The 21,800-nt window shown below is 78.2% G+C and carries 25 protein-coding genes and 1 riboswitch; of the genes, 17 read left to right on the top strand and 8 right to left on the bottom strand.

Translation table 11 applies throughout. The annotated features are described in order from the left end of the window. Positions 1–29: 29 nt before the first annotated feature. Complete coding sequence (locus EDC03_RS13495) at positions 30–446, bottom strand: TIGR03618 family F420-dependent PPOX class oxidoreductase (RefSeq protein ID WP_123380917.1); 417 nt, start codon at positions 444–446, stop codon at positions 30–32. Positions 447–602: 156 nt separating this feature from the next. On the opposite strand from EDC03_RS13495, the gene EDC03_RS13490 reads away from it, so the two are divergent. Both EDC03_RS13490 and EDC03_RS13485 read left to right on the top strand, forming a co-directional pair. After that, the gene (locus EDC03_RS13490; RefSeq protein ID WP_158674310.1) at positions 603–1,127 is read left to right on the top strand and encodes a DnaJ family domain-containing protein; all 525 of its coding nucleotides are present in this window, start codon (positions 603–605) and stop codon (positions 1,125–1,127) included. 132 nt (positions 1,128–1,259) lie between these two features. Beyond that, positions 1,260–1,562, top strand: a complete 303-nt coding sequence (locus tag EDC03_RS13485) for a VOC family protein (protein ID WP_241967195.1) — start codon at positions 1,260–1,262, stop codon at positions 1,560–1,562. 108 nt (positions 1,563–1,670) lie between these two features. Here the strand turns inward: EDC03_RS13485 and EDC03_RS13480 are convergent, their stop codons facing one another. Then, the gene (locus tag EDC03_RS13480; protein ID WP_123380774.1) at positions 1,671–1,874 is read right to left on the bottom strand and encodes a cold-shock protein; all 204 of its coding nucleotides are present in this window, start codon (positions 1,872–1,874) and stop codon (positions 1,671–1,673) included. Positions 1,875–2,272: 398 nt separating this feature from the next. Between EDC03_RS13480 and fdhA the strand changes: the two genes are divergently transcribed. Together fdhA and EDC03_RS13470 are read left to right on the top strand one after the other, a co-directional pair. Then, positions 2,273–3,493 (top strand): formaldehyde dehydrogenase, glutathione-independent, encoded by a 1,221-nt coding sequence (fdhA, locus tag EDC03_RS13475; RefSeq protein ID WP_123380773.1) that lies wholly within the window; start codon positions 2,273–2,275, stop codon positions 3,491–3,493. A gap of 72 nt (positions 3,494–3,565) precedes the next feature. Next, positions 3,566–4,711, top strand: a complete 1,146-nt coding sequence (locus tag EDC03_RS13470; RefSeq protein WP_148058093.1) for an endonuclease/exonuclease/phosphatase family protein — start codon at positions 3,566–3,568, stop codon at positions 4,709–4,711. A gap of 94 nt (positions 4,712–4,805) precedes the next feature. Here the strand turns inward: EDC03_RS13470 and EDC03_RS13465 are convergent, their stop codons facing one another. The 3 genes from EDC03_RS13465 to EDC03_RS13455 form a co-directional block, all read right to left on the bottom strand. Beyond that, complete coding sequence (locus tag EDC03_RS13465; RefSeq protein WP_123380771.1) at positions 4,806–5,660, bottom strand: hypothetical protein; 855 nt, start codon at positions 5,658–5,660, stop codon at positions 4,806–4,808. A 211-nt stretch (positions 5,661–5,871) separates the two neighbouring features. Continuing rightward, positions 5,872–7,044, bottom strand: coding sequence for an EAL domain-containing protein (locus EDC03_RS13460; protein ID WP_123380770.1), 1,173 nt, complete (start codon positions 7,042–7,044; stop codon positions 5,872–5,874). Further along, positions 7,041–7,220, bottom strand: a complete 180-nt coding sequence (locus EDC03_RS13455; protein WP_123380769.1) for a DUF1059 domain-containing protein — start codon at positions 7,218–7,220, stop codon at positions 7,041–7,043. The genes EDC03_RS13460 and EDC03_RS13455 overlap by 4 nt, the downstream gene beginning before the upstream one ends. 233 nt (positions 7,221–7,453) lie before the next feature. On the opposite strand from EDC03_RS13455, the gene EDC03_RS13450 reads away from it, so the two are divergent. The 6 genes from EDC03_RS13450 (at position 7,454) to EDC03_RS13430 (ending at position 12,040) form a co-directional block, all read left to right on the top strand. Continuing rightward, a complete protein-coding gene (locus EDC03_RS13450; RefSeq protein WP_123380768.1) occupies positions 7,454–7,735 on the top strand; it encodes a DUF4235 domain-containing protein in 282 nt (93 codons plus the stop codon). A gap of 27 nt (positions 7,736–7,762) precedes the next feature. Continuing rightward, entirely contained in the window at positions 7,763–7,909 is a 147-nt protein-coding gene (locus EDC03_RS17675) for a hypothetical protein (protein ID WP_158674309.1), read from the top strand. Positions 7,910–8,231: 322 nt separating this feature from the next. Then, complete coding sequence (locus tag EDC03_RS13445; RefSeq protein ID WP_123380767.1) at positions 8,232–8,957, top strand: SipW-dependent-type signal peptide-containing protein; 726 nt, start codon at positions 8,232–8,234, stop codon at positions 8,955–8,957. 52 nt (positions 8,958–9,009) lie between these two features. Continuing rightward, positions 9,010–9,528 carry a signal peptidase I gene (locus EDC03_RS13440; RefSeq protein ID WP_123380766.1) on the top strand — a complete coding sequence of 173 codons (519 nt, stop codon included), beginning with the start codon at positions 9,010–9,012 and terminating at the stop codon, positions 9,526–9,528. Further along, complete coding sequence (locus EDC03_RS13435; protein ID WP_123380765.1) at positions 9,525–10,418, top strand: hypothetical protein; 894 nt, start codon at positions 9,525–9,527, stop codon at positions 10,416–10,418. Before EDC03_RS13440 ends, EDC03_RS13435 begins: the two co-directional genes overlap by 4 nt. Continuing rightward, positions 10,415–12,040 (top strand): choice-of-anchor G family protein, encoded by a 1,626-nt coding sequence (locus EDC03_RS13430; protein WP_123380764.1) that lies wholly within the window; start codon positions 10,415–10,417, stop codon positions 12,038–12,040. Before EDC03_RS13435 ends, EDC03_RS13430 begins: the two co-directional genes overlap by 4 nt. A 29-nt stretch (positions 12,041–12,069) precedes the next feature. Here the strand turns inward: EDC03_RS13430 and EDC03_RS13425 are convergent, their stop codons facing one another. Genes EDC03_RS13425 through EDC03_RS13420 form a run of 3 tightly spaced genes read right to left on the bottom strand, consistent with a single transcriptional unit; the run spans position 12,070 to position 14,524 of the window. Next, entirely contained in the window at positions 12,070–12,558 is a 489-nt protein-coding gene (locus EDC03_RS13425; protein ID WP_123380763.1) for a flavin reductase family protein, read from the bottom strand. After that, a complete protein-coding gene (locus EDC03_RS17915; protein WP_199720249.1) occupies positions 12,555–12,788 on the bottom strand; it encodes a hypothetical protein in 234 nt (77 codons plus the stop codon). The genes EDC03_RS13425 and EDC03_RS17915 overlap by 4 nt, the downstream gene beginning before the upstream one ends. Next, a complete protein-coding gene (locus EDC03_RS13420) occupies positions 12,785–14,524 on the bottom strand; it encodes an FAD/NAD(P)-binding protein (RefSeq protein ID WP_199720248.1) in 1,740 nt (579 codons plus the stop codon). The genes EDC03_RS17915 and EDC03_RS13420 overlap by 4 nt, the downstream gene beginning before the upstream one ends. Positions 14,525–14,627: 103 nt before the next feature. Next, positions 14,628–14,737, top strand: a riboswitch (SAM riboswitch). Positions 14,738–14,765: 28 nt separating this feature from the next. Here EDC03_RS13420 and EDC03_RS13415 point away from each other — a divergent pair. From EDC03_RS13415 to EDC03_RS13385, 7 genes are all read left to right on the top strand, one after another. Next, complete coding sequence (locus EDC03_RS13415) at positions 14,766–15,938, top strand: LLM class flavin-dependent oxidoreductase (RefSeq protein WP_123380762.1); 1,173 nt, start codon at positions 14,766–14,768, stop codon at positions 15,936–15,938. Further along, positions 15,935–17,314 carry an NtaA/DmoA family FMN-dependent monooxygenase gene (locus tag EDC03_RS13410; RefSeq protein WP_123380761.1) on the top strand — a complete coding sequence of 460 codons (1,380 nt, stop codon included), beginning with the start codon at positions 15,935–15,937 and terminating at the stop codon, positions 17,312–17,314. Before EDC03_RS13415 ends, EDC03_RS13410 begins: the two co-directional genes overlap by 4 nt. Next, on the top strand, positions 17,311–17,844 hold the full coding sequence (locus EDC03_RS13405; protein ID WP_241967194.1) for a GNAT family N-acetyltransferase: 534 nt from the start codon (positions 17,311–17,313) through the stop codon (positions 17,842–17,844). Before EDC03_RS13410 ends, EDC03_RS13405 begins: the two co-directional genes overlap by 4 nt. Further along, positions 17,841–18,815, top strand: coding sequence for an amino acid ABC transporter permease (locus tag EDC03_RS13400; RefSeq protein WP_123380760.1), 975 nt, complete (start codon positions 17,841–17,843; stop codon positions 18,813–18,815). Before EDC03_RS13405 ends, EDC03_RS13400 begins: the two co-directional genes overlap by 4 nt. Next, a complete protein-coding gene (locus tag EDC03_RS13395; protein ID WP_123380759.1) occupies positions 18,812–19,618 on the top strand; it encodes an amino acid ABC transporter ATP-binding protein in 807 nt (268 codons plus the stop codon). The genes EDC03_RS13400 and EDC03_RS13395 overlap by 4 nt, the downstream gene beginning before the upstream one ends. A 120-nt stretch (positions 19,619–19,738) precedes the next feature. Further along, positions 19,739–20,737, top strand: coding sequence for an ABC transporter substrate-binding protein (locus EDC03_RS13390; protein WP_123380758.1), 999 nt, complete (start codon positions 19,739–19,741; stop codon positions 20,735–20,737). A gap of 55 nt (positions 20,738–20,792) precedes the next feature. After that, the gene (locus EDC03_RS13385; RefSeq protein ID WP_123380757.1) at positions 20,793–21,800 is read left to right on the top strand and encodes an ABC transporter substrate-binding protein; all 1,008 of its coding nucleotides are present in this window, start codon (positions 20,793–20,795) and stop codon (positions 21,798–21,800) included.

The following is a 21,800-nucleotide window of genomic DNA, read 5'->3' as shown; positions in this document are numbered from 1 at the left end:
CGTCGGGGCGTGACGCTGCTCTCGTGCGCCTACCCCTCGGGCTGCGCCGCCGCGCCCCAGCCGTGCCAGCGCTCGAGCTCGACGCGGACGAGGACGCGCGGCCGGTCGCGCGCCGGGTAGTCGCGACCGGTGTAGTGCTGCGAGAGCCGGTCGATCCCGGCGAGCCCCTCGTCGACGACGACGGAGACGACCCGGCCCTGGACGCTGACGTGGGTGTACCAGTCGCCCTCGGCGAGCGCCGTCAGCGAGACGCGGCCGTCGCGGCGCAGGTGCTCCAGGCGGGCGCGCCCGGCGTCGAGGCCGAGGAGGAGACGCCCGTCGTCCTCGAGCAGGTACCACGTGGCCACCGTGACCGGACGGCCGTCGGCGGCGACGGTCGCCATGACCGCGGGGTTCGGCCGGCGCAGCAGGGCGACGACGTCGTCGGGCATCGGCATCCGGGGCATGCACCCACGGTGCCACGCGGGACGCCGTCCGCACCCGGGCCCGACCTCCCCCACCACGACGTGCCGGGGCACGACGCGGCCGCACGTCGCGGGAGGGCGGGGCGGGCGGGGGCCGGGGCGCCGTCGCAGGATGGACGGCGACGACGGGAGGCGGACGTGGGCGAGGCGGGGACGCCGCAGGACGGCGGGGCGGACGACGGCGCGACCCGTCGGCCCGGGCGCGGCACGCGCCCGGCCGACCGGGTGGAGCAGCAGATCCGCGAGGCGCAGGCCCGCGGCGCCTTCGCCGGCCTGCGGGGCGAGGGCAGGCCCATCCCGGACCTGCACCGGCAGCGCACCGCGCACCAGTGGGTGCTCGACTGGGCCGAGCGCGAGGGCGCCGACCTGTCCGCCGCCCTGCCGGTCGGGCTGCTCCTGCGCCGCGAGCGCTCGGACCTGCGGGCGTCCGTCCCGGACCTGCGGACCGAGGCGGAGGTGCGCGAGGTCGTCGCCGACTTCAACGCCCGGCTGCGCGACGCCTACCTCCGCCCGGCGTCGGGGCCGCCCCTGGCGGTAGGCCCGCTCGACCTCGAGGTGCAGCTCGAGCGCTGGCGGGAGGCGCACCCGCCCCCGCCGCCGCCGGTCCCGCCCGAGGCACCCGCCCGGCGGCGGCCGTGGTGGCGACGGCGACGGGACGCCTGAGGGCGCCGGGCGCCGATGAGCCGGTGGTCGCCGCACGGTCAGCCCTGCGACCGACCGCAGCGGCCCGGGACCGACCGGGCCCGACCCCCGGAGGACGACGTGGCCGTGACCGGCGTGATGGCGAACCTACCCGTGAGCGACCCGGAGGTGGCCGGGCGCTGGTACGCGCTCGTGCTCGGAGGACCGCCCGCGGCCCGGCCGATGGACGGCCTGCTCGAGTGGCGACCCGTCGCCGGCGGCGGCGTGCAGGTGTGGCACGAGCCGGCACGGGCCGGCGGGTCCGGCTGCGTCCTCGCCGTCGACGACCTCGACGACCTCGCCGCGCGGCTGACCTCCGCCGGCGTCGCGCACGACGGGCCGCAGCCGGGCGGTGGTGCCCGGCTGCTCGTCCTCGCGGACCCCGACGGCAACCGCGTGGTGCTCACCGGGGCCTGAGACCGGCCGGGCCCGGACGCGACGGAGCCCGCCTCCCCCGAGGGGGAGACGGGCTCCGGTGGTGCGGTGGGCGGCTACCGGCGGACCGGCGCCTGCCTCACGTCAGGATCAGAGGGGGCGGACGCCCTGGGCCTGGGGGCCCTTCTGGCCCTGGCCGACCTCGAACTCCACGGCCTGACCCTCGTCGAGGGTGCGGTAGCCCTGGATGTCGATCTGGCTGTGGTGGACGAAGACGTCAGCGCCGCCGTCGTCGGGGGCGATGAAGCCGAAGCCCTTCTCGGCGTTGAACCACTTGACGGTTCCCTGTGCCATGCGAACCACTCCTCACGGGTGTCGGTCCCGCACCGTGCGGGACCGGCCGACCCACGCGACGGCGTAACGGCCCCTCCTGTCGAGGCCGAACCACCGCCGCACTGATACCGAGCACGTGGTGAAACACGACACACGGAACTGGACGACCAGCACAGTCAAGCACGTCCGGCGCCCTCCGTGTTCCCGGGGTCCACGGCGTCCCCCTCCGGAGCACCCGCCGAGCCCCTCCTCGGGCCCGCGGATGTGGCGCTCGTCACGCCGCCGGGCACCTGGCGCGGCCTCCCGGCGGGCACCGGCGGGAGCGACGACGCCCCCGCTTGACAGCCCCCGCCGGCGGTTGTGGGGTCCGACCACGGGCGCCCGTGACGGTGCGGGGGCCCCTCCCCTGGAGGTCCTCTGTGGCAGGCAACCGCGCGGTCAAGTACGTCGGTCCCGGCAAGGTCGAGGTCGGCGAGATCGACTACCCCACCTTCGAGCTCAAGGACGGCCCGGGCGTCAACCCGGCCAACGTCGGCCGGTCGTTGCCGCACGCGGCGATCCTCAAGGTCGTCACGAGCAACATCTGCGGCAGCGACCAGCACATGGTCCGCGGCCGGACGACGGCGCCCGAGGGCCTGGTCCTCGGGCACGAGATCACCGGCGAGGTCGTCGAGACCGGCCCGGGTGTGGAGTTCATCACCAAGGGCGACATCTGCTCGGTGCCCTTCAACATCGCCTGCGGCCGCTGCCGGATGTGCAAGGAGGGCAAGACGGGGATCTGCCTCAACGTCAACCCCGACCGCCCCGGCTCGGCCTACGGCTACGTCGACATGGGCGGGTGGGTCGGCGGCCAGGCCGACTACGTCGTCGTCCCCTACGCCGACTGGAACCTCCTGCCCTTCCCCGACCGGGACCAGGCGCTGGAGAAGATCCGCGACCTCACGATGCTCTCCGACATCTTCCCCACGGGCTTCCACGGCGCGGTGACGGCCGGGGTGGGCCCCGGCTCGACCGTCTACATCGCCGGCGCCGGGCCGGTGGGGCTCGCCGCCGCCGTGGGCGCCCAGCTGCTGGGGGCCGCGGTCGTCGTCGTCGGCGACCTCGACGAGCGCCGGCTGGCCCAGGCGCGCAGCTTCGGCTGCGAGACGGTCGACGTCGGCAAGGGCGACCCGAAGGACCAGATCGAGCAGCTCCTCGGCGTCCCGGAGGTCGACTGCGGCGTCGACGCCGTCGGCTTCGAGGCGCGCGGCCACGGCGAGGGCTCCGGCCAGGAGGCACCGGCGACGGTCCTCAACTCGCTCATGGAGATCACCGCGGCCGGCGGCGCGCTGGGCATCCCCGGTCTCTACGTCACCGGGGACCCGGGCGGCGTCGACGAGGCCGCCAAGAAGGGCGCCCTCTCGCTGAGCCTCGGCACGGGCTGGGCGAAGTCGCTGTCCTTCACCACGGGCCAGTGCCCCGTCATGCGCTACAACCGGCAGCTCATGACGGCGATCCTCCACGACAAGGTGCAGATCGCGAAGGCCGTCAACGCCACGGTCATCCCGCTCGAGGACGCCCCCCGCGGGTACGCCGAGTTCGACAGCGGCGTGGCCCAGAAGTTCGTGCTCGACCCCCACGGCATGGTGCCCGCCGCCTGACCGTCCGTCCGCCGCGTGCCCCCCGGCACCGGCGCCCGCGCGGGCGTCGGTGCCGTGGGGCACGCTCGGCGGGTGCTGCTCCCCCCGCGCCGCCGCGTCGGACCGCCGGGGACGCCGCACGGCGCGACCGCCGCCACGCCCCCGCGGCCCCGGGCGGACCGGGTCGCCACCGGCATCGCCTGGGCCGCGGCCGGTCTCGTCGGCGTGGTGGCCGTCGTCGGCGTGGCCCCCCGCCTCGTCGGGCTCTCCGAGACGACGCCGTGGGCCCAGGGCGTCCAGCTCCGCGCCGCGAGCGCGGCCGGGTGCCTGGCGCTCGCCGTCGTCCTGCTCGTCGTCGCGGGCCTCGTGCGCCTCGCCCGTCGCCGGGCGGCGCACCGCCGCACGCCGCCGCAGGCCCTCGCCCTCGCGCTCGTCCTCGTGCTCGTCGCCGGCGGCCACGCGGGGGCGCTCGCGCTGCGCCCCGAGGTGCCGGCGGGGACCGCGGCCGGGACGTCGTCGGCGCGGGAGGGCGACCTCGTCGTCACCGCGCTCAACGCGGGCCCGGACGGCGCCACGCCCGACGACGTCGCCGCCCTCGCGCTGCGACGTGGCTCGCAGGTCCTCGCGCTCTCCGAGACCCGCCCCGAGGCCGCGCGCGCCGTCGCCGACGCGCTCGCCGCCGCGGGGCGCCCGGTGCAGCTGCTCTCCGCGGAACCGGTCGGGCCCGTCCTGCCCGGCTCGTGGGCGGACGGCCTGCTCCTGCCCCTCGTGCGCGCGGACACGCACCTGCTCGTCGCCGAGGAGCTCGGCCCCTACGTCGCCGAGCCGGCGCCGCCGCTGCTCGGCGGCGCCGTCGTCGCGCGGCCCGCGGACGGCGACGGCCCGCCGCTCGCGTCGGTCCACACGCTGCCGGCGGTCCCCGTGCTCTTCGACATGGACCGGTGGCGCGCCGAGACGGCCATGGCCGTGGCCCTGTGCGCCCGGCTGCCCGGCGGCGTCGTCGCGGGCGACCTCAACGCCACCCGCGACCACGCGGTCCTGCGCGGCTCGGCGTGCGACCCCGCGGCCGCCGTCACCGGCGGCTCCTGGCCGACGGACCTGCCGCCGGCCCTCGCCTCGCCGATCGACCACGTCCTCGCCGACCCGGGGGCCTGGTCCGTCGTCGGGCAGGCGCTCGACGACGTCGGCAGCGACCACCGCGCGGTCACCGCGGTGCTGCGCCCCCGCACCGCCCCCTGAGGCGTCGACCGGCACCTGACGTGTCGACCGGCACAGGGCCTCCCCCCGGCCCGACGAGGTCGCACGTCGGGGGGCGGGGCGGGGGCGGGGCGGGTCAGCGGGCGGCGGTGAGCGCCGCGACGCCGGGGACGCCGGCGCCGCCCGCGAAGCCGTCGAGGGCCTCGACGTCCAGGCGGGTGACGAGCTGGGAGCCGCCGTCGGGCGCGAGCACGTGACGCGTGGTGCCCACCCGCTCCATGACGCGCGAGAGCGGGAGCGACGACGTCGCCGAGCGGGTGACGACCTGGCCGTAGCCGAGCCGGCGCAGCGAGGCGCCCACGTGGCGGGCCAGGGCCGCGCCGACACCGCGGGCCTGCCAGGCGTCCTCGACGAGGACGCCCATCTCCGTCGTGAAGTCGCTGCTGGGCCGCTCGCCGACCGACGCCGTCGCGACGGCGACGACGTGGCGCGGGGCGGAGAGGACGACGAGGAGCAGCGGCTCGTGGAGCATCGCCGTGAGGGCGGTGAGGGACGGCGCCCGGCCCCCCGCCCGGTAGCGCTGGAGCAGGGTCGTGCCGGTGCAGCGCCCGTGGAGCGCGGCGAGCGCGGGCAGGTCGGCCGCGACGGCGCCGCGGACGAGCAGCGGGCCGGCGGCGCGGGCCTCGAGGGCCGCGCCGAGGCCGGCGCGCACGTCGAGCGGGCTGTCCTCGTCCACGCCGACGGCCCCGAGGCCCGGGCCCGCGGGCACGAGGTGCCAGGGCTGCCGGGCCAGGGCCAGGCCGCGCTCGACGGGCAGGGGCGGCGGGGCCGTGCGGCGGGGCAGGGCGCGGCTGCGACGGGCGCGGCCGGTGCCGGCGGGGTGGGCGGCACGGGCGAGGGCCGGGTGCCCCTCGGCGAGGGCACGGTGGCCGGTGGCGAGGGGGCGGCCGGCGGCGGGGGCGGCGGTCCGGGCGGACGTCATGGCGCTCATGGGGACTCCTGCGGGACGGGCGCGGCGGCGCGGGGGGCGGGCCGGGCCGCCGGGGTCCACGCTGCTCGGGCACCCGTCGACCGGCGGCCGCCTGGGGTGGGCCGGTGTGACGAGGACCACGGTGCCCCGGTCGTGTGGCGCGCCGGTGACGTCGTGTTTCGCGCAGGTTGCGGCGCGTCGGGCCGACGTCGGGGCGTCCGGCCCGGGCCCGTCAGCCCGCGGCGGGGTGGGAGGCGGCCGGGCCCTGCAGGGGGAGGCCCGCCACCGCGGCGGCGAGGACGTCGACGGGGACGAGCCCCACCGGGCGGCCGTCGGGGCCCGTGACGACGAGCGGCGCGAAGCGGTGCCGGGGCAGCCGGGCCATGGCGCGGTGCAGCGCGTCCTGGGGCCGCGTGGCCGCCGACAGCGTCATGGCCGGGTGGCGCCACGGCGTGCCGTCGGGCATCGGCTGGACGACGGCGACCGGGCGCCCGTGCGCGTCCCGCTCCAGCTCGCCGGGGGCCTCGGCGACGGCGAGCGCCCCCAGCCCGGACGACGTCCGCTGCCGTCCGGCGCCGAGCAGCGGGCCGAGGTCCGGCTGCGGCCAGGCCCGGCCGGGACGGCCGAGCAGGTAGCCCTGGGCCAGCGGCACCCGCAGCCGCGCCGCGGCGGCCAGCTGCTCGGGCCGCTCCACGCCCTCGAGGCACACCCAGGCGTCGAGGGTGGCGGCCAGCTCGCCCACGGCACGCACGGCGGCCTCGGCGGCGGGGTCGCGCCCGAGGCCGTCGGCGAGGCCGCGGTCGACCTTGACGAGGGCGGGCCGGACCTCCAGCACGTGGGCCAGCCCCGCCCACGCCGACCCCACGTCGTCGAGGGCGACGAGGGCCCCGGCGCACGTGACGGCGTCGAGCCCGGCGCGCAGCGGGCGGGGGTCCTCGGGCCACTCCCCCTCGAGGAGCTCGACGACGACGCCGCCGAGCGGCCCCCAGCCGAGCAGCTCCTCCAGCACGAGGGGCATCCCGAGCGCGCGCGGGTCGACGTTGACCGTGAGGAAGGTGTCGGCGGGCAGGGAGTCGCGGAGCTCGCGCGCGGCGCGCAGCGCGACGACGTGCAGCTCGGCGAGGCAGGCGAGGTCGTGGCGGGCGGCGCCGAAGAGGTCGGCCGGCCCGACGCCGAGCCGCTCGTCCGGACGGGCGAGGACCTCGTAGCCGGCCACCGCCCCGCGCGCGACGTCGACGATGGGCTGCACGGCCAGGTCGAGCAGCGCCGGGTCGCCCAGGACCGCGCGGACCGCGGCGGGACCCCGGCCGCGCGACGGGCGCGACCGTGCCCTGCGGACGGGGGCGGCAGCGGGCGGCGCCGGGAGCGCCGAGGCGGCGAGCGCGGCGGCGGCGGCGGGCGTCACGGCTCCGGCTCCACGACGACGAGCCGGCGGACCCGGGCCACCATCGCGTCGTCGGGCTGGACGCCGTGGTCGCGGACGGCGTGCTCCCCGACGGCGCCGAGGATCTCGTCCTCCTCGACGGCGCGGAAGGTCGCGGCGCAGCCGGGGACCACGTCCCCGCAGCGGAACAGCTTCACCGTGGCCTCCAGCGCCGGTGCCGGCGACGTGTACGTCGGGGCACGACGGGTGACGTGATGGTCACCCCCGTGCCCGTGCTCGCCAGATCATCACCCGGACGGACCACTCTTGGCTACCCACCGTGGCTGGACGGACAGGGCGTGACGACCCGGGCACTCCTCCCGGTGGCCGGACGAGCCCGCGCCTCCGCGCAGCGCTTGCCCTGCCCGGAGGGCCGGGGCAGGGTCGGGCCATGGCTGGACTCATGTGGAAGGCGGTCGCCACGGGCGGCTCCGTGGCGACCGGGCTGCTGGCCAACAAGGTGCTGAGCGCGGTGTGGCGCAAGAGCCGTCACGGCGACGACCCGCCGCTCAACCCCGAGTCGGACGAGACCTCGTGGGCGGAGGCGGTCGCCTGGGCCGTCCTGTCGGGCGCCGTCGTCGGCATCGCCCGCCTCGCCTTCCGGCGCAACGCCGCCGGGTACTACCGCAGGAGCACCGGCCACCTGCCGGCCGGTCTCGAGGACGCCGAGTAGGCGCGACCCGCGACGAGGAGGTCTGACGTGGTCCTCCGCTCCTTCCGCTCCCCCGACGGCGGCCTCTCGCCGGGGGCGCGGCTGCTCGCCGTCCTCCTCGTGCTCGGCCTCGTGGCCGCGCTGATCCCCACGCTCGTTCCGGTCCTCGACCGGCTGCTCGGCCTCCTCACCTGAGCCCGCCCGGCGCCCGGCCCCGCCCGGCGGGGGCCCACCCGCTGGTCCGGCCGGGTGACCCGCCGGAGGTCCCGGCCGGCCGGTCGCGCGCCACGGCCGCGGAGCACGCACCCTTCTCCGGCGCTCCCGCCGCCCGCCCCACCGTTGACGTCGACGGGTGCCGCGGGCACCCGTCGGCTCCCGCCGCCGGCCCTCCCCCCGACGGTCCCGCCCGGTGGTTGAAGCGTGGACGACCGTGGCCGAGCGCTCGGTGCGGCCGACGTCCCTCGTGCGGCGCCCGCCGGAGGACACGCCTCCCCCGCCGCGACCTGGGGGAAGTCCGATGTCCACGCAGACCGCGAGCCGCACCAGCCCCGCCTACACCTGGTCGGCCGCGGCCCCCCGGCGTCGTCGGCCCGGTCGTGTGCGCGCCCTGCTCGCCGGCGGTCTCGTCCTCGGCGTCGGCTCGGCGGCCACCCTCGCGTCGTGGACCGACACCGAGTGGGTCTTCGGCAACGGCGGGGCGGGCGGCACGGGCGGTGTCGCCGCGGCCGTCTTCGAGGTCCAGCAGAACGTCTGGGACGGCGCGGGCGGCACGGCGCAGTTCGCCGACCGCGAGACCCAGGCGGCGGCGGGCGGCCTGACCTTCAGCCCGCTGAAGGCCCGCACCCTGTCGCCCGGCGACGTCGTCCACGCCCCGATGCAGCTGCGCGCGACGACGGGCAGCGTCGCCGGCACCGTGACCCTCCGCGGCGCCGTCGCCGCCGCGGGCAGCGACGCCGGCCTCTTCTCCGCGCTGCGCTACAGCGTCCGCGCCGGCGTGCCCCGCGAGGCCTGCGACGCGGCGGCCTTCGCCGGCGCCGGGCTCGGCACCCCCCTCACCGCCGCCGGCGCCACCCTGACGACCGGCTCCGCGACCGGCGCCCTCGCGCTGCCCGCCGCGACGAGCTCCGCGCCCGGCACGCCCGTGGACCTGTGCTTCGCCATCACCCTCCCGTCCGGCGTCCCCGACGCGCTGCAGGGCACGGCGGCCTCCCCGGTCTGGGCCTTCGACAGCCAGTCCGTCTGACCCGCACGCCCGAGCACCAGCACCAGCACCTGCACCACGAGGGGACGACGACATGGGCCGCGCGCTGCGCACCGTCCGCGAGCTGGGGCTGACCCTGGCCGCGGTCGCGGGGGTGGCCTGCCTCGCCCTGCTCCTGCTCGGCGAGGTCACCGGCTCGACCCTCGTCGTCTTCCGGACGGGCTCGATGGCCCCGACGATGCCCACGGGCGCCGTCGCCGTCGTGCAGGACGTGGCCGCGGCCGACGTCGGGCCCGGGGACGTCGTGACCGTGCAGCGCGGCGACGGCTCGCTGCCCATCACCCACCGCGTGGTCCGGGCGACGCCGGACCCGTCGGTCGCCGGCGGCGTGCAGCTCGTCCTGCGGGGCGACGCCAACGCCTCGGACGACCCGGCGCCCTACGCCGTGACCCGCGTCGGCCGCGTGCTGTGGTCCGCCCCCGCCGTCGGCGCGTGGCTCGAGCGCGTGCGCACCCCGCCGGTCATGGGCGCGCTCACGCTCGCGGCGGCCGCCCTCGTCGTCGTGACCTCCTGGCCGCGCCGCGAGGACGCCCGCGGCCCGGTGCGGGCGTGAGCGCGGGCGCGGCCCTCGCCGGCGTCGCGGCCGCCGCCCTCGGGGGCCTGCTCCTCGCCCCCGCCGCCGCCGCGACCACCGCCCCCGCGCAGCCGGCGGACGTCCTCCGCGTGCGCTCCACCGTCGACCCCACGGCGCTGTCGAGCATCGCGCCCGGCCAGCAGGTGCACTGGACGGTGGAGGCCGCCCTCGACGGCGCCCCCGAGGGCGACCTGCAGGTGCGCCTGTGGGCCGCCGGCCCCCTCGTCGAGCACCCGCGCGGCCTCGTCGTCGAGCTGGAGTCCTGCGCCGTCGCCTGGCAGGGGGTGGAGCAGGGCCTGCACGCGGCGTCGGCCCCGGACCGTCCCCGCTGCGCCGCCGGGCACCGTCGGCCCGTGCCGCCGCAGCGGCTCGCCGACGTCGACCCGGCCGTCGCGCTCGTCGAGCGCCACCTCGACCGCACGGACGGCGAGCACCTCCTCCTGACGGTCGGCCTGCCCGCCGACGCCCCCGACGAGCTGCAGGGCGCCCGGTCGGACGTCGGCGTCGGCATCACCGCGGTGGGCGACCGGCTCGACCCGCCCGCCGGCGGTCCCGCGCCCTCGCCCTCCCCGACGCCCCCTCCCCCGTCGGCCGCCCCCGGGGCGACGCCGACGACCGGGACGACGCCCGCCCCCGTCGGTACGCCCGGTACCGCCGCGCCCGTGGCCGCCGTGCCCGTCGCGCGCCCCGTCCCCGCGGGCCCGCCGTCCGCGGGCCCCGCCGCGCCGGCGCGCCCCTCGCTGCCCTCCCGCCTCGCCCGGACGGGCGCCGAGGCGCTGCCCGCCCTCCTCCTCGCGGGCGGCGCGCTGGGCGCGGGCCTGCTGCTGCGCGCCCGCCCCGCCCGCCGCCGGACGGACGGCGCGGCGTGAGGGCCCGGCTGCTCCTCGTCACCGCGGCGGCCGCGGCGGCGGCCCTCGTCGTCGGCGTCCTGCCCGCCCTCGGCGACGACCCGGGGACGGCCGCCCCCGTCGCGCTCAGCGACGCCGCCTGGCTCGACACCGAGCACGTGCGGGCCCTGCCGGGCCTCGGCGTGGCGCGCGACTGCCGCACCCCGTACCGCTGGAGCACGGCCGCGCAGAGCCGTCTCCTCCAGGGCACCCTGCTCGGCACGCCGCTCGACGACGTCGTGGCGCTGCGCGGCGTCCGGACGACGCACGCCGGGACGGCGGGCAGCAGCCCGGTGCCCGACCCGGCCTCGGCCCGGTCCGTCGGCGGCGACGGCTACGCGGCGACCCTCGGCGTCACCGCGCTGCGGACGGCGTCGACGGGGACGACCGACCTCGTGCTGCTCCCGGCCGCCGGCCAGGCCGCGGGGGTGCTCGAGCAGCAGGCCCGCGCCTCGAGCACCGGGCGTGCCGCCGCGGCCACGGGGGCCGTCACCGACGCCGGCGTCGTCCGGACGTCGGGGACCACCGGCAGCGTGCCCTCCGGCGCCCTGCCCGGCCCCGCGGTGCTCGACCTCGCCGCGCTCGCGCCCGGCGCCGCCGACCTCGCCGGCCTCCGCCTCGAGGTGGGGGCGCTGGCCAGCACGGCGGCCCTCGACGGCTGCGAGCTGGCCGAGGGCCGTCCGTGGCTGCGCCGCGACTACGGCGTCGCCGGCCTGCGCGGACGGCTCGCCACCCCGGCGGTGCCCGTCGTGGCCTCCACCGTGACCTCGGCGACGGCCTCGGCGACGGCCGCCGTCCGAGCGCTGGAGCAGCAGCTGGCCGGCGCCCTGGCCCCCACCCTGACGAGCACGCTGGCGCTCCTGGGGCCCGTGGCCGACGTCCGCGTCGCCGTCGCGGTGGACGTCGACGTCGCCGGCGCCCTGGCCCCCGTCCTCCGCACCCGCCTCGGCGAGGGCACGGACGTCGTCGTCGACCTCCAGGCCGGCACCGTCACCGTCGACCTCGCCCGCCTCGTGCAGGGCGGCCTGGACGGCCGGGCCCCCGGCACCGAGCTCGTGCTCGACCCCGCGCTCGTCGCCGTCGTCGAGGCCCGCGTCGACGCGCTCGTGCGCGCGTACGCCCTCGACCTGCAGACGGCGCTCGCGACCGCGCTGGGGGCGGCCCAGGTCCGCGTCGACGTCGGCGCGAGGCTCCTGGGCCTGCCCGTCGAGGTCCTCACGGTCCGCGGGACGCTCACGCAGGTGCTGGCCGGCACGGCGACCGTGCGGGTGCTCGCCGGCCTCGAACTGGGGCCGCTGCTGGGCGTGCTGACGGGCGGGCTCCAGGCCGGCCTCCTCGGGCCCGACGGCGTCGCGTCCGTCCTGGGCCGCGGGATCAGCGCCTCGGCCCCCGCCGTCACGACGGCGACGCGGACCTCCCTGCGCGGTCTGGGGACGACGGTGCGGCTCGTCGTCAACGACCAGCGCGACGACGGCGCCGGCACCTACGACGTCGCGGCGCTGGCCGTCTCGGTCCGCGACGGCGTGCCCGGGGCCCCCGCCGGGGCGCCGACGCGGCTGCGCCTGGCGACCTCCGCCGTCGGGCCGGTGCGCGAGCTGCGCTGAGCCGCGGCCCTCCCGCTCGGCCGCCCGCCTCAGGCGACGAGGGCCCGGTGGGTGCCGAAGGACCGGGCGAAGTACGTGAGCGGCGCGCCGCCGTCCGCGGCGGCCGCGCGGACCTGCCCGAGGACGACGACGTGGTCACCGCCGTCGACGCGGGCGGCCACGGTGCAGGCCAGCCAGCCGGGGCAGCCCGCCAGCCGGGGCGCCCCGTCCTCGACGTCCCAGGCGACGCCCGCGAACTTGTCGTCGCCCTTGCGGGCGAAGGCCGCGGCGAGGGGCGCCTGCCCGCTGCCGAGGACGTTGAGGCCGAAGCGGCCGCCCTCCGGCAGCCGGCGCAGCAGGTCGGAGCGGCGGTCGAGGGAGACCAGCACCATGGGCGGGTCGAGCGACAGGGACGCGAAGGCGCTCACGGTCGTGCCGTGCGGCGCCCCGCCGGTCAGGGTCGTGACGACCGACACGGGCGTGCAGACGCCGGCCATCACCTCGCGGAAGGTGTCCGTCAGCAGGGCGGTCGTGGTCATCGGGCTCCTCCGGCGGCGGTGGCGAGGACGGCGTCCCCGAGGTGGTCCGGCCGACCCGGGCCCCCGGCGTGGCCGGCGTCGAGCGCCCGCCACAGCCGGCGCGCCAGCGCGTCGTTCTGCCGGAAGAAGGGGGCGTCGGTGCCGGGGCGGGCGAAGGCCGCGACCTGCGCCCCCGCCGTCCAGAAGCCGGCGGCGAGGACGCGCGGGTGCGGCGTGCCGTCCGCCGTCACGACGTGCAGCGCCGTGTCGACGTCGAGCCGGCCCGTGCGCCGGCCCCGCCCTCGGCGCCCGGGTCGGCGCTGGTGCGCTCGCGGGCGGCGCCGCGGGCGAGCAGGCCCGCGACGAGCGGGTCGGTCGTCGCCGTGACGTCCGGCTGCGGCAGCCGGGCGTCGACGAGGACGCGCGCCGTCGTCGTACCGGGCCGGCTCGCCGAGCGGGCCGTGAAGACACCGGCCGCCTCGTCGAGCCCGACCTCGGTCTCGGCGCCGAGGAAGTGCAGCAGGCCCGCCTCGGACAGCGCGAGGAGCTCCTCCAGGCGTGGCCCGGGCGGACCGCTGGCGAGGTAGCTGAAGAGGTTCGTCCACCAGCCGGAGACGTCCTCGGCCTCCGAGCGGGGGGTGAGCCGACGGGCGGCGACGAGCGCCGCGACCGTCCCGTGGCAGCGCAGCAGCGCGGTGAACACCGCGGCGTCGGAGGAGAAGGCGGGGTCGGCCGCCCGCTCCAGGTCGGCGCGCACGTGCTCCCGGACGGCCTCCTGCAGCGACGCGGCGTCGTCGAGCCGGCGTCCGGCCAGCGGCCGGTCGAGGGCGGCGAGGTCGAACCGGTCGCGCGGGTCCGGGACGGACCGCTCGACGAGGGCCCGCTCGGCCGTGCGGTCGCCGGCGGCCACGAAGGCCTCGGCGAAGTCGTCCCACCCGACGGCGGTCCGCCCGGGCGAGGTCCGGAAGAGCTCGGTGTAGTGCGCCCACGCCAGCTCGCGCGCCACGAGCGGGGCGAGGTCGGCGCGGAGGTCGACCTGCCGGTCGCCGAGGGCCTCGTCGACGGCGGCGGGGGTGAAGAAGCGCAGCGGCACAGGGGGTCCCGCCCACGGGTAGCCCAGCTTGGAGCGGTAGGGGACGCCGCGGCGCGACCCCACGTGGAGGACCGGCTCGCGCCCCGACGGCAGGTACCGCAGCCGGCCGTCGTCCCCCCGCTCGAAGCGGCCGCCGCGGCCGCCGGTGAGCAGCACCGCGAGGTCGACGAACGCCAGCCCGGCGCCCCGCACGAGGACGTCCTCGCCCGCCGGGACGACCGACAGGTCGGCGTCGGCGGTGTAGGCGGTGGGCACGTAGGTGAGGCCGTGGCGGGCGGCGTCGGCGGCCAGCTCCCGCTCCGCGGCCGTGGGGCGGGCGTCGAGGTGCCCCTGCGCGAGGAGCACGACGTCGGCGGCGAGCAGGGTGCCGTCGGCCAGCCGGACGACGGCGCCGTCGGGCCCGTCCGCGAGGTCGACCGCGCGGGCGGCGTGGTGCCGGACGTCCAGCCACGGCGCGGCGTCGGCGACCACCTGCTCGAGCACCCAGCCGAGGTAGGCGCTGACGAGCGGACGGGAGGGGAAGGACGCGGGCGTCAGGCGCCGGGCCTCGCGGCCGACGGGGTCGTCGTCGGGGCGGGCGGCGGCGACCTCCCGCACCCACTCCGCCAGCGTCGTGCCTGCGCCGACCGGCCCCTCGACGTGCACGGAGGCGTCGGGCAGGACGGTCACGTCGCCCACGAGCGAGTTGGCGCGGAGCAGGTCGGGCTGCTCGGAGCGCCAGACCCGGCCGCCGCCGGGCGGGAAGGGGTCGACGAGGTGGACCCGGGCCCGTCGCCCCCCGGACAGCACGGGGGCGTTGGCCAGGAGGCGCTCGAGGACACCGACGGCGGTGGGGCCCGCGCCGACGACGACGAGCGTGGGAGGTCGGGCGGGGCGCTGGGCGGGCAGGGGCATGGCGGGCTCCCGGAAGGGGTGCGGTGACGGTGCGTCGTCGACATTGTCTACCAGGTCGATCATGTTTGACGTCAACAGCGACGGCGCCCTACGGTCCCGACCAGGTCCTGAGCGCCAGCGCGAAGTCCCGGCTCGCTGGCCGGCAACCCCCCGCCGACACGGGGTGCCCCGGGTGACGACCTGGCGGGCGCGACGCGCCCGCAAGTCCGCAGGCCCTCCGGGCCCCGCACGAGGAGCACCCATGCCCCCCACCCCCCTCCTCGGCGTCGAGCTGTCCGACGCCGGCGCCCACCCCGCCGCCTGGCGGCTCCCCGCCGCCGACCCCGGCCACCTCCACGACCCGGCCCGCTGGGTCTCCCTCGTGCGGGCGGCGCAGCGCGGCGGGCTCGACCTCGTCCTCCTGCCCGGCGGCCTCGGCCCCGCGGACGTCGACGGCGGGGTCCGCGGCCGTCTCGACCCCCTGCTCACCGCCTCCTTCGTCGCGCCGCTCACCACGGGGGTCGGTCTCGTCCCGACCGTGACGACGACGCACACCGAGCCCTTCCACGTGGGCAAGGCGGTGCAGACCCTCGACTGGGTGAGCCGCGGCCGCGCGGGCTGGGAGGTCGCCGTCAGCAGGTCCCCCGAGGAGGCCGCGCTCGTCGGGCGCAAGGACGTCGCCGGCGGCGCCCTCGAGGAGGAGGAGCTCTGGGCGGAGGCCGACGACGTCGCCGAGGTCGTGGCGCGGATGGAGGACAGCTGGGAGGACGACGCGGAGGTCCGCGACGTCGCCACCGGGCGGTTCGTCGACCGCGACCGCATCCACGCCGTCGCCTTCGAGGGCGACCCGTTCTCCGTGGCCGGCGCCTCGATCACCCCGCGCTCGCCCCAGGGCCGGCCGCCGGTCGTCGTCCGGGCCGACAGCGCCGCCGCCCTGCGGTTCGCCGCCCGGCGGGCGGACGTCGTCCGCGTGCCCGCCCACGACCTCGCGACGGCCGTCGCGCACCGCCGGGCGCTCCACCGGCTCGTCGCGGAGGCGGGCCGGGACCCCGAGGAGGTCGCGCTCCTCGTGGAGGTCGTCGCCTGGCTCGGGCCGGACGCCGCCGAGCGCCGCGACGCGCTGGACCGGTGGACGCCCACGAACACGAACCCCGGGACCGTCGAGCACGTCGGCGACGCGGCGGGGCTCGCCGACCTCGTCGGGGCCTGGACCGGCGGCCGCGACGGCGGGGCCGGCGTCGACGGCGTCGTCGTCCGGCCCGCGGTCCTGCCGCTCGACCTCGACGCGCTCGTCGACGACGTCGTGCCGCTGCTGCGACGCCGGGGCCTGCGGCCGACCGGGCCCCCCGCCCGCACCCTGCGGGGCACGCTCGGCCTGGACCGCCCGGCGTCCCGGTACGCCCGGGTCCCCGCCACCGCGGGCGGTGCGCGATGAGCCGCCGCCAGGTGCACCTCGGCGCCCACTTCCCCGGCGTCAACAGCACCACCGTGTGGACGGACCCCCGGTCGCGCAGCCAGGTCGACCTCTCCTCGTTCGAGCACCTGGCCCGGACCGCCGAGGAGGCCCGCCTCGACTTCTTCTTCCTCGCCGAGGGCCTGCGGCTGCGCGAGCACAAGGGCGAGCTGTTCGACCTCGACGTCGTCGGGCGCCCCGACACCCTGCCCGTGCTGGCGGCGCTCGCCGCCGTCACCGAGCGCCTCGGGCTGGTCGGCACCATCACGACGACCTTCAACGAGCCCTACGAGCTCGCACGGCAGTGGGCCACGCTCGACCTGCTGTCCCGCGGGCGGGCCGGCTGGAACGTCGTCACGAGCTCGGACGCCTTCCACGGCGCCAACTTCCGCCGCGGCGGCTTCCTGCCCCACGCCGAGCGCTACACCCGGGCCGCCGAGCTGCTCGACGTCGCCCGGCAGCTCTGGGACGCCTGGGACGACGACGCCGTCGCCGCGGCGGGGGCCGGGGAGACCTTCCTGCGCCCCGGCGCCGTCCGCCCCGTCGACCACCGGGGACGCCAGTTCACGGTGCGCGGCGAGCCCGGCACCCCCCGGGGCCCGCAGGGACACCCCGTCCTCTTCCAGGCGGGCGACTCCGCCGAGGGCCGCGACCTCGCCGCCCGCGAGGCCGACGTCGTCTTCACGGCGCACTCGACGGTCGAGGCCGGGCAGGCGTTCTACGCCGACGTCAAGGGCCGCCTCGCCGCGCACGGGCGGACGGAGGACGACCTCAAGGTGCTGCCCGCGGTCACCGTCGTCCTCGGGGACACCGAGGCCGAGGCGCGGGACCGGGCCCGCCACGTCCGGGAGCAGCAGGTGACCGGGCCGGCGGCGATCGCGTTCCTCGAGCAGCTCTGGGGCCGCGACCTCACCGCGTACGACCCCGACGGCCCGCTGCCGGCCGAGGACCCGGAGCCCGAGCACGTGTCGGTGACCCGTGGCCGCGTCCGCCACCACCGGGACCCCGCCGCCCTCGCCCGGCAGTGGCGGGAGCAGGCCGCGGCGAACCGCTGGTCGATCCGCGAGCTCGTCATCGCCGTCGGCGACCGCGGCGGCCTCGTCGGGACGCCGTCGTCGGTCGCGCGGCAGGTCGACGAGGCGGTGCAGTGCCGCGCCTGCGACGGCTACATCCTCGTGCCGCACCTCACCCCGACCGGCCTCGACGACGTCGCGGCCCGGGTCGTCCCGCTGCTGCAGGAGCGCGGCGTCTTCCGCGCGGACTACGCGGGCCCGACGCTCCGGGACCACCTCGGCCTCGGGCCCGCGCGCCGCCCGACGACGGCCCCCGCCGACGACCGACGGCTGGTGGCCCGGTGACCGCCGCCCCGGGGCTCGAGGTCGTGCGCGTGCACCCCGACGACCCGCTGGCCGCACCGCTGTTCACCGAGCTGGCCGCCGAGTACGGCGCCCGGTACGGCGACCTCTTCGGCGGGGCGGGGCAGGAGATGGCCCGCTACCCCGCGACGGACTTCCTCCCGCCGGACGGCGAGCTGCTCCTGCTCGTCGAGGACGGCGCCCCCGTGGCCGGCGGGGCGTACCGCCGGCACGAGCGGGCGGGCACCGCCGAGGTCAAGCGGATGTGGACGGCGGGGTCGCACCGCCGCCGAGGCCTGGCCCGGCGGGTGCTCGCCGAGCTGCAGGCCCGGGCCGCGGCCGCCGGCTACGCCTCGATGTACCTGACCACCGGACCGCGCCAGCCGGAGGCGGTGGGGCTCTACCTCGCCGCCGGGTGGACGCCGCTCTTCGACCCGGCCGTGCCCCGCCCCACCGACGCCGACGCCCTGCGCCGGCTGCCCGAGGACCAGCGGTTCTACGCCTTCACCACGACCCTGGGGGACCCCTCATGAGCTCCTCGCTCGCCTCGCGCCCCGAGACGGCCGCGCCGCCGCCCACCGGCACGCCCTACGACGAGCTGCGGGTCGTCCCGGCCCGGCACCCCGGCCGCTGGGTGGCGACGGCCGCCGTCGCCGTGCTGCTCGCGATGGCCCTCAACTCGTTGGTGACGAACCCGCGGTGGGAGTGGGACGTCGTCGGCGCGTACCTCACGGAGGAGTCGATCGTCCGCGGCGTCTGGATGACCATCCGGCTGACGCTCGTCACCGCGGTCCTCGGCTTCGCGCTCGGCACGGTGCTGGCGCTCATGCGCCTGTCGTCCTCGCCGCTGCTGCAGGCCGTGAGCTGGGGCTACACCTGGGTGTTCCGCTCGGTGCCGCTGATCCTCCAGCTGCTGCTCTGGTACAACCTCGCGTACCTGTACCAGACCCTCGACCTCGGCATCCCCTTCGGGCCGTCCTTCGTCAGCGTCGAGACGCTCTCCCTCATCGACAAGTTCGGCGCGGCCGTCCTCGGCCTGGGCCTGCACCAGGCCGCCTACTCCGCCGAGATCGTGCGCGGCGGCATCCTCTCGGTCGACCAGGGGCAGCTCGAGGCGGCCGCCTCGCTCGGCATCCCGAAGCGCCGGCAGACGAGCCGCATCGTGCTCCCGCAGGCGATGCGCACCATCGTGCCGACGGCGGTCAACGAGGTCATCGGCCTCTTCAAGGGCACGTCCATCGTCTACGTGCTGGCCCTCGGCGAGCTCTTCTACACGGTGAGCGTCATCTACGGCCGCACGCAGCGGGTGCTGCCGATGCTGCTCGTCGCGGCGGTCTGGTACGTCGTGCTCACGACGGTCGTCACCGTCCTGCAGTACTACGTCGAGCGGTACTACGCCCGTGGCGCCGTCCGCACGCTGCCCCCGACCCCCTGGCAGCGGGTCCGCGGCGAGCTCGGCGACGTCCTCGCCCGCTTCGGCGCCCCCCGCGGGGCGACGCGATGAACGCCCCGGCGACGCCGAGCGCCGGCCCGCGGGCCGGCCGGGTCGAGGTCCACGGCGTCCAAAAGTCCTTCGGCGGCGTGGAGGTGCTGCACGGCGTCGACCTCGTCGTCGAGCCGGGCACCGTCACCGTCGTGCTCGGCCCGTCCGGCTCGGGCAAGTCGACGCTGCTCCGCAGCATCAACCACCTCGAGAAGGTCGACCGCGGCTTCGTCGCGCTCGACGGCGAGCTCGTGGGCTACCGGCGCCGCCCGCACCGCGGCGGCGACCGGCTGCACGAGCTGAAGGAGAAGGACCTGCTGCGCCAGCGGTCCCGCTTCGGCTTCGTCTTCCAGTCCTTCAACCTCTTCCCGCACCTCACGGCCCTGGAGAACGTCGTCGAGGCGCCGCTGTCCGCGCAGCGCCGCGGGCGTCCCGAGGTCGAGGCGGAGGCCCGCGTCCTGCTCGAGCGCGTCGGCCTCGGCGACCGGGCCGGCGCCTACCCGCGCCAGCTCTCCGGCGGCCAGCAGCAACGGGTGGCCATCGCGCGCGCCCTGGCCCTGCGCCCGGCCGTGCTGCTCTTCGACGAGCCGACCTCGGCGCTCGACCCCGAGCTCGTCGGCGAGGTCCTCGGCGTCATCGAGGACCTGGCCCGCGACGGCACGACCATGGTCGTCGTCACCCACGAGATCGGCTTCGCCCGCGAGGCCGCCGACCAGGTCGTGTTCATGGACGAGGGCCGGGTCGTCGAGGCCGGGCCCCCCGAGCAGGTGCTCGAGGCCCCGCGCCACGACCGCACCCGCGCCTTCCTCGCGAAGGTCCTCTGACCCCTCCCCTCCCCGACCCACCGGACGGCGCCGCGCGCCGCCCGTCGGTGGCGCGCACCCGCGCACCACGCCACCACCACCTCCTCAGCCGACACCCGCGTCCCTGGAGCCGAGCACGCCATGACCAGCCACCGCCGTCACCCGCGCACCACCGTCCGCCTCGCCCCCGCCCTCCTGGCGGTGCCGCTGCTGGCGCTGGCGTCCTGCAGCAGCTCCGCCGAGATCGAGCAGGAGCAGGCCGCCGGCGCGCCCGCCGAGGCCGGCACCGAGGCCCTGGCCGTCAGCACGAGCCCGGACCAGGACCGCGTCCGCGGCACCGAGAGCGCCGAGGCCGTCGCGCTGCTCCCGGCGGACGTCGCCGAGGACGGCGTGCTCACCGTCGCCGTCGGCGCCTTCACCGCCCCGCTGAGCTTCCTCGCCGACGACAACCGGACCGTCATCGGCCACGAGCCCGACATCGCCCAGCTGGTCGCCGACGGGCTGGGCCTCGAGCTCGAGCTCGTGACGACGGACTGGTCGAGCTGGCCGCTCGCGACGCAGTCCGGCGACGTCGAGGTCACCATCGCGAACGTCACCGTGACCGAGGAGCGCAAGCAGCTCTTCGACTTCTCGTCCTACCGCGTCGACGAGCTGGGCTTCCTGGCGCCGGCCGGCTCGGGCCTGACCGTCGACGGCGCCGCCGACGTCGCCGGGCTCCGCATCGCCGTCGGCTCCGGCACCAACCAGGAGAAGATCCTCCTGGCCTGGGACGCCGAGAACCGGGCCGCGGGCCTCGAGCCGGTCGACGTCCAGTACTTCGAGAACGACGGCGACACCACGCTGGCGCTGCAGTCCGGTCGGCTCGACCTGACCTTCGGCCCCAACGCGACCGCCGCCTACAAGGCCGCTGTCGCCCCCGACGAGTTCGAGGTCGTCGGCACCGTCAACGGCGGCTGGCCCGAGACCGCGCAGATCGCCGTCGCCACGGCCAAGGGCAACGGGCTCGCCGACGCCGTCACGCCCGCGCTGAACCAGGCCGTCGAGGACGGCACGTACGCCGAGGTGCTCGAGCGCTGGGGGCTGACGAGCGAGGCCGTCGAGCGCTCCGAGACGAACCCGCCCGGCCTCCCCGCGTCCTGACGCGTGCCCGCCGCCGTCCTGCTGCGCACCCCGCCCAACCCCCGGAGACGCCCCCATGACCCGCACCACCGCCCGCACCTCCGCCCGCGCCGCCGTCGCGGCGCTCGCCGCCGCCGCCCTGCTGCCGGCCTGCACGAGCGCCGCCGAGATCGAGGCCGACCAGCGCGCCGAGGCGGCCGCCGAGGCCCCCGCCGGGGACCCCGCCGACGAGGCCGCCGAGCCCCTCGCGGTGGACACCAGCCCCGAACAGGCGGGCCGCGTCAGCACGGACGCGGCCCCCGACGCCGTCGCGCTCGTCCCCGCCGACGTCGCCGAGGACGGCCGCCTCACCGTCGGCGTCGCCGGCGCCGGCGAGCCGCCGCTCGGCTTCCTCGCCGACGACAACCAGACCGTCGTCGGCAGCGAGGTCGACCTCGCCTCGCTCGTCGCCGAGACGCTGGGCCTCGAGCTCGAGGTCGTCAACGTCTCCTGGGAGCAGTGGCCGCTCGCGCTGCAGAGCGGGGACCTCGAGGCGGTCTTCAGCAACGTCGGCGTCAACGCCGAGCGCCTCGAGCTCTTCGACTTCGCCACCTACCGCGAGGGCGTCATGGCCTTCAGCGCCGCGCGGGGCAGCGACCTGGAGATCAGCGAGCCGGCCGACGTCGCCGGGCTGACCGTGGCCGTCGGCTCGGGCACGAACCAGGAGCGGATCCTCCTCGACTGGGACGCGCAGAACGTCGCCGCCGGGCTCGAGCCGGCGCAGCCGGAGTACTTCGCCAGCTCCGGCGACACGCTCCTGGCGCTGCAGTCGGGGCGGGTCGACACCTTCCTCGGGCCCAACCCGACGGCCGTCTACCAGGAGTCGGTGGGCGACCTCGAGGTCGTCGGCACGGTCAACGCGGGCTGGCCGAACACCACGTACGTCGCCGCGACGACCCTCAAGGGGACCGGCCTCGTCGACGCCGTCGAGGCCGGGCTGCAGCACGCCTTCGACGACGGCAGCTACGCGCGGACCCTCGAGCGCTGGGGCCTGGCCGGGGAGGCCGTCGACGCCCCCGAGGTCAACCCCGCCGTCGACTCCTGA

This window comes from Pseudokineococcus lusitanus, from assembly GCF_003751265.1.
Lineage (GTDB): Bacteria > Actinomycetota > Actinomycetes > Actinomycetales > Quadrisphaeraceae > Pseudokineococcus > Pseudokineococcus lusitanus.
This window is presented reverse-complemented; position numbering and strand designations above follow the sequence as displayed.